Origin of the sequence: Allonocardiopsis opalescens (assembly GCF_003002095.1) — a bacterium.
GTDB classification, from domain to species: domain Bacteria; phylum Actinomycetota; class Actinomycetes; order Streptosporangiales; family Streptosporangiaceae; genus Allonocardiopsis; species Allonocardiopsis opalescens.
On record NZ_PVZC01000017.1, the window covers coordinates 20,461 to 31,081 of the forward strand.

The 10,621-nt window shown below is 69.6% G+C and carries 2 protein-coding genes; one reads left to right on the forward strand and one right to left on the reverse strand.

Annotation, left to right across the window (positions count from 1 at the left end; all coding sequences use genetic code 11):
* Positions 1-8,988: a DNRLRE domain-containing protein gene (locus tag CLV72_RS31250; protein ID WP_245930550.1), complete on the reverse strand. Its 8,988-nt coding sequence runs from the start codon at positions 8,986-8,988 to the stop codon at positions 1-3.
* A gap of 840 nt (positions 8,989-9,828) precedes the next feature.
* Between CLV72_RS31250 and CLV72_RS31255 the strand changes: the two genes are divergently transcribed.
* Positions 9,829-10,521 carry a TetR/AcrR family transcriptional regulator gene (locus tag CLV72_RS31255; protein ID WP_106253819.1) on the forward strand — a complete coding sequence of 231 codons (693 nt, stop codon included), beginning with the start codon at positions 9,829-9,831 and terminating at the stop codon, positions 10,519-10,521.
* Positions 10,522-10,621 lie beyond the last annotated feature (100 nt).

Sequence of the window (10,621 nt, forward strand, 5' to 3'; positions counted from 1 at the left end):
TCAGGATGGAACCAATCGGCATGCATAGCCAGGCAAAGCCAAACTGGTTTCCGAATTAGTAATACAGATGTCGACACTGTAAGATCGACCCACCGCCTGCAGATGAATCGCCGCTGGAACGTCGTTGTTTCCAACGTAGACTGGAGTGACTCGATACAACACTTCATTCCCGCGAGAAACGATGTCCGCAACACGGTTTTCATATCCGCTCATCGTCGGGGCGTTGGCATGCCGATAGAGCGTGACGATATTCTCGTCTCTACCATCTCCACCGAATTGCTGACCCAGGAGGTGCCCTCGATTGTACAACCAATCGCGCCTCACGCGGATTGCCTGGTATCCCGGAGGATCACGCAAGGCATCGGCTCCACCTCCAAGATCACGATGGTCACAAAATCGGGCGACAATACCGGTTCTCTGTCCGTTCGGGCGGATGGTGCCGTAGTCGCGGAACGGTTCGCACTGCTGGTCGTTGGTGTCGTCGGTGGGGGTGTGGCCGAGGTCGTTGCGGACCTGGTCGAGGGCGTCCTCGTAGCCGTATTCCTCATAGAGGTCGACGATGTCGACCGGGACGGCGACCGGGTCGATCTTGTTTTCTTCCTGGTCGCGCATCTCGTTGACGCGGCGCTGGTCGAATCTGTTGCGGATGGGTGGGCGTGGTTGGGGGGTGTTGAGGATGGTGTTGAGGATCGCGATGCGGGGGTCGACGATGACGATGGGGGCGAGGCTGACGGCGGTGCCGAGGCCGGAGGCGAGGCCCGCGCCGATTCCGGCGCCGATGCCGACGAGGACGGGGAGGGCCCAGCCGCCTCCTCCGCCGCCGCTTTGGTAGAGGCTTCCACGGCCCTTGGAGTGAGTGTTGGGCCAAGTGATGGGCGGGCGGATCTTGGGCCGGAAGGGGGTGTAGATCCTCCGCGGCGACGGCTTGGGCTGGAACTGCCGGAAGATCCAGCGTGCTGTCCTCCTGGCACAGCCAAAGCCGGTGAAGCAGGTGAAGTGCCCAGTCGGGTCGGTGTGGGTGGTGGGGGCGGCGTTGGCGTAGGTGTAGCGGTTGGCCTGGACGGAGGGGTCGGGTTCGAGGGTGAGGGTGTCGCGGCTGGTGAAGCGGCCGGTGTGGGGCTGGTACCAGCGGGCGTGCATGTTGACGTTGCCGTTGGCCGGGTCGGTCCATTCGCCCTGGTAGCCCAGCGACTGCGGTGTGCCGGTGCTTGCGACGGGTTCGCCGAACGGGGTGTAGGCGGCGGTGGCGGCGAGCTCGCCATGCGGGGTGAAGGTGGCGGCGAGGTCGGTGTGGGTGTTGGTGTAGGCCAGCGCCGGGTCGGTGCCGCCTTCCTGGGTGGACAGCAGCTCGCCGTCGGGGTCGCGTCCGTACTGGCTGATCAGGTTGCCGTCGGGGTCGACGACGGCGACAGGGTTGTTGTCCAGGCCCGCGTAGGTGAGCGTCGAGGTGAGGCCGCCCTCGGGGTCGATGACGGCGTTGGGGTTGTCGGTGCGGGTGGTGATACGGCCCAGGGCGTCGTAGCCGTAGTGGACGCGGCCGTCGCTGATGAGCTGTTCGAAGGCGTCGAAGCGCATCGTGGTGACGACGCCGTCCACGATCTGGGTGTCGATCGTGCCGCGGGCGGAGTAGGTCCAGGTGTCGCCGCCGCTGGAGGCGGTGACCCGGTTGCGCTCGTCATGGCTGTAGGTCTCGTCCCCGGCGCGGACGCGGTTGCCGGCGGCGTCCCATTCGTAGTCGGTGAGGGTGCCGTCGGGCGCCGTCCACGACGTCAGCCTTCCGGCGCGGTCGTAGCCGTAGGTGTGGGTGCCGGCGTGGGCGCCGCCGGTGATGGTCGTCTCGGTGAGTCGGTCCTCCAGGTCGTACTCGGAGACGGTGGCGGCCGTTACCGTTCCGCCGGCGTTGCGCACGGTGTGGCCGGTGCGGCGGCCGAGGTCGTCGTAGTCGCGCTCCTCCACCGCGCCGCTCGCGGACTCGATCAGCGTGACGCGCCCGACCGCGTCGTGCTCGATCTGCTGAGACTCTCCGGTCAGCGGGTCGGTGCGGCTGGTGATCCATCCGGCGGCGTTGTATCCGAAGGCGGCGGTTCCCACCAGGTCCTCGCGCTCGACGAGCCGGCCGGCTCCGTCGTAGGTGAAGGTCGACGTGGCGACTGGTTGGCCGATGGGTGTGGTGGTGGGGCCGAGGATCTGGGCGATGTCGCCGCGGTCGTTGTAGGTGATCGAGATGTCACCGGCGGAACTGCTGATGGACGCCAGGCGGCCCGCCGCGTCGTACTCCCAGGCACGGTCGGTGGTGGCGGCCTCCGCGCCCGTGCCGGTCTCGGCGACGGGCTGGTTGAGGCCGTCGTAGCTGCGCCGGCGGGCCACTCCCCCGGGTAGCACTTCGCGGACAGGGTTGCCCGCCGCGTCGTAGTAGGTGGTCCAGGTTCGATCGGCCGCGTCGGGGTGCGCGGTGGTGGCGGGTTCGATGACCGACGCCACGAGCCCGGCCGCGTGGTAGGTGGTGTAGGTCGCGTTGCCCCGGCCGTCGGTGACACGGGTCCGGTCGCCGAACGCGTCGTAGCCGAAGGTGGTGGTGATGTCCTCGCCGTCGGCCACCGGTTCGACCAGCTGCACGAGTCGGTTCTGCGGGTCGAAGGCCCGGGTGGTGGTGTGGCCGAGGGCGGAGGTGGTGGCGACGGGGTTGCCGGCTTCGTCGTAGTCCACGGTCTCGCCGCGCAGGCGCGTGCCGTCGGCGGCGTGGTCGGAGGTCTCGACCGCCCGGCCGGCCAGGTCGTAGCGGGTGCGTGCCTGGACGCCGAGCGGGTCGGTGACGCGGGTGAGGCGCCCGGCAAGGTCGTAGTCGAATTCGGCGGTGTTGCCCAGCGCGTCGGTGACCGAGGTCATCTCGCCGGCGGCGTTGTAGTCGGTGGTGCGGGTGTTTCCGAGCGGGTCGGTGACGGCCGTGGTGTTGCCGGCGTCGTCGTGGGCGTAGCGGGTGGTGAAGGCGGCCGCCTCCGGTAGCCGCTCGATCTGCGTCTCCGACGCCTGGCGGCCCAGGTCGTCGTAGGTCGCCTCGATCCGGCCGCCTTCGGGATCGACCGCGGCGATCTGCTCGCCGGCGAGATTGTGGCTGAAGAGCCACTCTCCCGGCTCGGCACCGACCTGGCGCGGCGGATCGGTGATGCGGACGAGGTTGCCCAGCTGGTCGTAGGTGTAGCGGCGGACGTTGCCGTTGGCGTCGGTCTGGGACACCTTGCGGCCGAGCGCGTCGAACTCCTGGCTCGCGGTGGGCGTGATCGTCTGGCCGTCAGCGCCGGTGAAGGACGGCTGGGTACTGCTGACGGCGCGGTCCAGCGCGTCGTGCACGGTGGAGGTGAGGCGGCCTTCGGCGTCGACGGTGTTGCTCTGGTTGCCCGCGACGTCATAGCCGTACTGGATCGTCGTGCGGCGGGTGGTGCGGGGTTCGCCGTACCGGTCGATGGTCACAGCCGGACCGGTCTCCTCCACCAGCTGCCCGACGGCGTCATAGCGCATCGAGACCGTGTAGTCGGCCGGATCGGCACCGTCGGCGTTGCCGCGCGGGTCGACGACCTCGGTGGTCAGTCCCCGGTCGTCGACGGTGTAGGTGGTGGTCAGCTCCTCGCCGCCGTCGTTGACGACGGTCTCCTCGATCAGGTGGCCGCCGGCGTCGTAGAGGTAGCGAGTCTCCTCGGTCCGTTCCCCTCCGTCGGTACGGCGTTCACTGGTGACGTTGCCGTTGCCGTCGTGGCCGTAGCGGGTCTCGCGTGCCAGCCCTTCGGGGTCCAGCACCTCCGAAACCAGCCGGGCGTCGGCCGCGTAGGTGTAGTCGATACGTGTGGCGCCGTTGCCGGTGACCAGCCGGGTCAGGTTGCCCGCGCCGTCATAGGTGCGGGACTCCACCACCACGTCGCGCGGTTCGCCGCTGTCGTCGACGATCGCGTCCTGGGCGATGGTCTGCGCGGGCTGCCCGTCGGCGTAGTAAGTGTGGGCGGTGGTGCGGCCGACGGCGTCGGTGCGGGTGGCCAGGCGTCCGGCCGGGTCGTAGGACATCGACTCCAGCACGACCGGGGTCGGTTCGACCGGTTCGTCCGGGCTGCCGGTCCAGTTGTGGAGTCGCTGCTCGGCGACTTCTCCGCGCAGGGTGTACTCGGTCTGCCAGAGGTTGCCGTCGGCGTCGGTGCGGGAGGTGACGGCGCCGGTGGCGTCGTAGCCGTAGGCGGTGGCGGCGCCCAGGGCGTCGATCTCCTGGGCGACTCTGCCGTGGGCGTCGTAGATCCACTCGGTGGTGCGCGGCGCGGAGCCGCCGGTGGGGTCTTCCAGGGTCTCGGTGAGGCGGTTGCCGTCCGCGTCGTAGGTCTGCACGACCTGGGCGGTGTGGGTGACTCCGGTGATCTCGTTGGTCACCGCCGGGCTCGTGGTCCGGACGAGACGGCCGGCGCCGTCGTAGGCGTACTCGGTGGTGGCGCCGTCCAGGTCGCTGTCGGAGATGACGGTCTCGGTCAGCACCCGGCCGATGCCGTCGTGGGTGTACTCGGTGCGCAGCCCGGAGGGCTCACGCGTCCAGGCGGTGTCGCCCGCGGCGGTGTAGCCGTGGGTCGTCACCCCGCCCCTGGGGTCGGTCTCGGTCTCCAGCAGTCCGGCCGGGACGGTGCCGCCGCCCACCGCTTGCTCGGTTCCGTCGGTGTAGGTGAATCGGGTGACACGGCCCTCAGGGAAGTCGGCGGTGGCCGGTGTCACCTCGGCCGTCTGGTCTCCGAACTCGTTGTAGGTCCACCACGTCTGGTAGGTGCCGTCCAGGAAGTGGGCGGAGCGCCCGTCCAGATGGCTGCGGAGCTGGTCGTTGGTGGGATCGAAGGGATCGGCCGAGTCGAGGTGGTAGGTGTACCACTGGGTGAAGCAGACCTGGCCCTCGGCGTCGCGGCAGGCCCGCTCGCCGAGCCGGTTGCCGCGTTCGTCGTTGTAGAAGCTGGTGGTCGCGCCGTTGGGATCGGTCATGGTCGCCAGGAACCCGCCCACGTCGTAGCTCATCGTGGTGGGATGGCCGAGCTGGTCGACGGTCCGCACCAGGCGGTGGCTCTCCAGCGGCTCATAGGCGGACACGGCGGTGCCGCCGCGCGGGTCGGTGACGGTGACCGTGGACCGCACGTGGGGTTCCTCGTCGTCGACCGACCCGGTGTAGGTGTGTTCGGTGTAGTGCCAGGTTCCGCCGTTGTGGTCGGTGTGGTCGGCGACCCGTCCGGTCGTCTCGTCGAAGACCAGTCGGCTCTGGACGCGGCCTTCGGGCGTCGTCACGGAGGTGAGCCGGTCGGCCGCGTCCGCACCGGCCGTGTAGTGGTCGGCGACGGTCTGAGCGCCCAGGGGGCGCTGGTAGAGGGCGACGTCATCGATCTGGCCGGTGAAGGCGAACTGCCCCGACGTGGCGGGCGTGCCCGGCCAGCCGGAGGACGTCCAACCCTGGCCGACGAAGGTGTGGGCGTTGTCGCGGAAGAGAATCTGCCCGGACTTGGTGCCGACCAGTTCGCCGTCCAGGTACAGGCGCTGGGAGGTGCCCGAGGTCGACAGCACCGCGTGGTGCCACTGGCCGTCGTTGACGGCCCCGTCGCTGGTGATGGGGCTGGCCGGCAGCCCGGTCCACATGCCGCCGCGCAGCCGGCCGTCGGTGCCGACGTAGACCAGCGGGACGTTGCTCGTCGGCGCGCCGGTGGCGGTGTTCTGGTAGCTGACGATGACGCCGCTGCCGGTGGTGCGGAACCACGCCTCGACGCTCACGTGCGTGCCCAGCCGCGACAGGGCCCGCTCGGGCAGCCGGGCGAAGGCCCCGGGTCCGCTGGACATACTGCTCGTCGTCACCCCGGCCAGCGCGCCGGCAGCGCCCAGAGCGGCGCCCGCGTTCGCGGCCGCCTCGCCGCCGAGCGCGGTCGGGACCTCATTGGCGAGGACGGTGCCCGAGGGCTCCTCGAAGCGCCAGTACCCGGCGGGGTTGGCGTCCATGACGGCCGAGCGGTAGTGCGAGCCGGCGCTGTAGCCGTAGGAGGTGCACCCGCCCTCCGGATCGCAGACCTCGGTCAGCCGATCACCGTCGTAGCCGTAGGTCCAGGTCAGCTCGCCACCGGTTCCGGGGTCGACGGAGACGGCGCCGACGTGGCCGCCGGTCCAGTCGAAGGACAGGGCGCGGCCGCCGAGCCCGGTCACCGTTTCAAGCCGTCCGTCGGTTCCGTAGGTCAGCGTCTGGGAGCGGCCTCGGTGGTCGGTCACCGACTCCAGCCGTCCCTCGGCGTCGAAGAGGTAGGAGGTGGCGGCCTTGTCCATCAGCCGCCAGCCGCCGTCCACCTCGGCCAGGGTCGCGAACTCGCCCAGCGGCGGCTCGTAGCTGCCGTCGCCGTTGGCGGCGAACCGCAGCGCACGGCCGTCCGGATAGGTCACGACGACATTGCCGGTTCCGTCGCCGTCAGGGACGACGCGCATGTCGAAGCGGGTGGACCAGCCGGCGCCGAACATCCCGGTTCCCCGCGGGTCCTGGGAGTTGAAGCTGCGCGTCACCGACAGGGGCGGCCCGGCCGCCTCCACCGACGCGTCCGTCACCGTCTGGGTGTAGTTGCCGATGGAGGGATCGACCCGTCCCAAGGCCGCCTGCGGTCCCGCGGTACCGCCGGCCAGGCGCGAGGTGATCGCGGGTTGCTCCGGGGCCGGGGTCATCGCCAGCCACGGCGACCCGGTCGGCTCGCCGCCGTCGTTGACCCATACGGACCAGAAGTACTGCCGTCCCCACTGGAGCGTGCCCGCGGGGACCCGCCAGGAGGTCGAGGACTGCCATCCCGACTCGGTGCACTCCCAGTCCGGCCAGACCCCGTCGCACAGGTAGAAGTAGAACTGCATGTCGTCGGTCGGCCAGTTGTCGTTATTGCGGCCGACCGCCGTGAGGTCGGGTGTCAGTGAGGCCACTCGGGCGCCGCTGCGCGGGCTGTAGTCGATGAGCTGGGGTGGCAGATCAGGCACTTCGAATGACAGCTGCGCGGTCCGGGGCACGCCCCAGGCGGAGAACTCGTTGACGCCGTGCACCATGTCGAAGCGGACCTCCCACTCCCCGGGCGGGAGCGGGTTGATGCGGGCCCGGACGGTGGCGCTCTGGCCGGTGGCGACGTTGCGCGGCATCGCGGTCGTGGCGGCCTGGTGGTACACCCGTTCGCCCTCGGTGTCGTACACCTGGTAGCTGAGCCGGAAGTTGTTCGTCGGCGTCCAGGTCTGCGCGCCGCGGTTGGTCACCCGCACGTCGACGTAGGTGGCGCGGTTGGCCGTGGGCGCAGGGTCGAGCACCGGCGGGTCCTGGGCGAACGCGTATTCGGCCCGGTAAGGGCTGTAGACCACCGTCATGTAGGGCGCGCCCCACGACTCCCGGCTGCCGAACCGCTTCCAGCCCGAACTGGCGCTGTCGGAGGCGCGGACCGTGATGCCGTAGTTGGCGCGGGTGCCGTCGACCCAGCCCTGCACCAGGTCGCGGCCGCGCGTGCCGAGGTCGATGCCCTCGTAGCGGGCCGGGCAGCTGCTGGTGGTCGAACCGGGCGCGATCCAGCCGCGGGCGAAGCTGCGCGACCCGAGCTCCTGCGATTCGTAATTCGGGCCCGGGAAGTTCGAGATCTGGGTCTGGTTCCACGACTGGGTCACCGCGTGCACCCGTACCGGCGACGCCTGGCATGAATAGGACCAGTGGTTGAACAGGTACAGCTCGGCGCTGTAGATGCGTGCGTGCTCCAGCCGGTCGACCAGTGAGTTGAACCGCAGGTAGGAGGCGGCGCGGTCGGAGCCGCCGTTGTAGGTTCCGGCCTTCAGCTCCTGCTCGGAGTAGCGCGAGGTGTTGTAGCCGGTCTGCACGTAGGTGTCGGAGGTGGCGTTGTAGTTCCACGCCGCCGTCGGGTCCACCCGCACCGGGTACACGCGCGCGTCGTCGGTGAGCCAGTCGTGGTCCGCCGTCACGACCAGCACCCATCCGTCGGCCTCCCGGACCAGGCGGTAGGAGACCTCCTCGGAAGAGGTGCCCTCCCCGGAGCGGGGATCGATATCGGAGTCGATCATGTATCCGGCCGGAATGTGGCCGAGGACCTCGCCCGACTCCTCGTCCAGCAGTTCGACCGCGCCCCGCTCGTCCAGCCGGGGGCGGATGCCCTCCATCCCCAGGGGGAACCGCCAGCTCGCCTCGCCGGCGTCCGCGGGCGGTGCGGACAGCACGATGGTCTCCTTGACGCTCCCGCCCACCTGGGTCTGCAGTTCGACGTCGACGCCCGGGAGAGCGTCGTGGTAGGTGATCGTGTCGGGTGCCGAATCCTCGACCACGCCCTCCGCGTCCGTCGCACCCTCCAGGCCGAAGGACAGCACGCGCCCTTCGTCGACTTCCAGCCGCGCCAACTCCTCGGCGGCGGCGTCGGGGGCGAACGAGATGTCGGCGCTGTCGGCGGCGTTCGTCCAACCACCGTCCCCGTCGCCGACCAGCGAGGTGTCGATCTCCTCCCACTCGCCGCCACCGGCATCGAAGTGCATCGGCTCGGTGGAGAACTGGGTGGCGAGGGTGCCGTCGGCGTTCTCGAAGGTGCGCGAGAACTCCGAGCGCTCCTCCACCAGCTCGACGCTGGTGTCCTCGTCGAAGCCGGCGATCTCCGGGGCCGCGGGCTCCTCGACGATCTCGGGTTCCGTCTCGGCAGTGCCTTCGGGGACGGGTGGCTCAAGGGACGGGGTGTCCTCGGGCAGAGTCGGCCACTCGTGCGGCAGTGCGTTGTCGGGAACGTCCGCCGAGGCGCCCGCACCGCTCGCGTTCGCCGCCGTCGACTCCGCCGACGCCTCATGGGGGAGTCCGGACGCCGAGCCGTCCCGCTGCTCAGGCGTCTCCACATCCGCGAACGCGACTCCGGACAGCAGATCCAGCCCCGGCCACGACGGCATCGGAACGACAGAGATCGGCACGGCAACGGCCAGCGCCAGCACGACCGCCCCCACCCGGGAAGCCGACCGACCCACTCCGCCGACGCCCGAAAGGTGCGCACGCCGAACTCGACCAGCCGCCATGGACCAGCCACCTCCGCAGCTCACAAGGCCGCCACCCGGGAACGGCAACCCGCACGAGCAACAGCCACGCAGGTCTTCCCCGAAGAACCCGTGAACCGGAGCGCACCTGACCAGTTATCGCGGCCCAAACTAACCAGAAGCCCCAAAGAGGATCAATAGAAAAATAGCCCAGAAGTCAATGTCCGCACCTCAATAGAGTCACAAGCTGCGTAAACGCGCGTTGTGATCAACTTCACCGACGGAATCCGGTTTCGCTCACGACAGCACAGCAGCGACGGGCCAACCGAGCACAGCGGCAGCGCACAGCACCGGCTCCTCGCATAACGCACCGCAGGGCCGACTCAGGCGCTGACACCGCCGCCCACCTGCACCAATCACACTCAGATCATCACCCTTGGTAAGGGCATGCTTCGCGGTCCGTTCGCGTACCGCAATTACAAAAGGGTGTCATTCGCATCAGAGAGCCACGAGACTCCTGCTCACCACCGGCTGGCAGGCACCGCTTCAGCGGTAATGGCGGAGTCGGACGGCCCGTACACGCGCATGCAAGGTCAGCCAACCACGAGCATCACGATCCGCGGGTTCAGGGTTCGCTCCCCAGGTGGCCCACCATCGAACTCCGCATGGCCTCGCGCCGCCGCGGCATCGCCGCCGCCCACTGCGGCGGTTCCAGGGGCGGTGGCCAGCACCGATTCACACCACTGCGCCAGTCATCGATCCGAGGGCTACACGGATTGATAGTAAACTACATAAGCATGTAGCCTCCTTGGCATGGAGAGTTCGACTGATCCCGGCGGCACGGCCGCCGGTGACCTCACCGGGCGTGCCCGGATCCGGGACGCGGCGCTGCGGGTGTTCGCCGAGCGCGGGTTCAAGGGCGCGACCGTTCAGCTGATCGCCGATGCCGCCGGGGTGTCGACCGGACTGATCCGGCACCACTTCGGCTCCAAGGAGGGGCTGCGCGAGGTCTGTGACGCCTTCGCGATCGGCGCGCTGCTCGACCAGGCCGACCGGAGTCTGGGCGACGAGGCCGCCGAGCCCGGGTTCATGACGGGCATGCTGAACGAGAGCGAGGCGAGCAGCCGCTACCTCGCCCGGGCGCTCATCGAGGGCTCGCCGGCCGCGTCCGCGCTGTTCGACAAGGGGACCCGGGCGGCCGAGGGCTTCCTGTCGCAGCGCTGGCCCGATCGCTTCCCGCCCGGTTCAGCGGCCGTGCGCGACGCCGCGGCGGTGATGGGCGCCATGCATCTGGGGCCCCTCGTGCTGCACGCGCACCTGTCGCGCCTGATGGGCGCCGACGTGCTGGCGCGCGCCCATGCCGCCCGGACACCGGCGGCGATGGTCGCGGTGTACGGCGCGATGGCCGAGTTCTTCGGCGGAACCGAGGGGGCGCGCATCGGCGACGCCGTCACCCGCGAGAGCGAGGCGTCCGCCCCGGACGCCGAAGGTAGGGACGAGCGATGACTGACGCGATTTCTGTTTCGGGTTTGGTGAAGTGTTTCGGTCGGGTGCGTGCTGTGGATGGTTTGGACCTGTCGGTGGCCGCTGGTGAGGTGCATGGGTT

Excerpts from the sequence above, each read along its gene's own strand:
- CLV72_RS31255 (WP_106253819.1), top strand. The coding sequence starts at position 9,829 with ATGGAGAGTTCGACTGATCCCGGCGGCACGGCCGCCGGTGACCTCACC.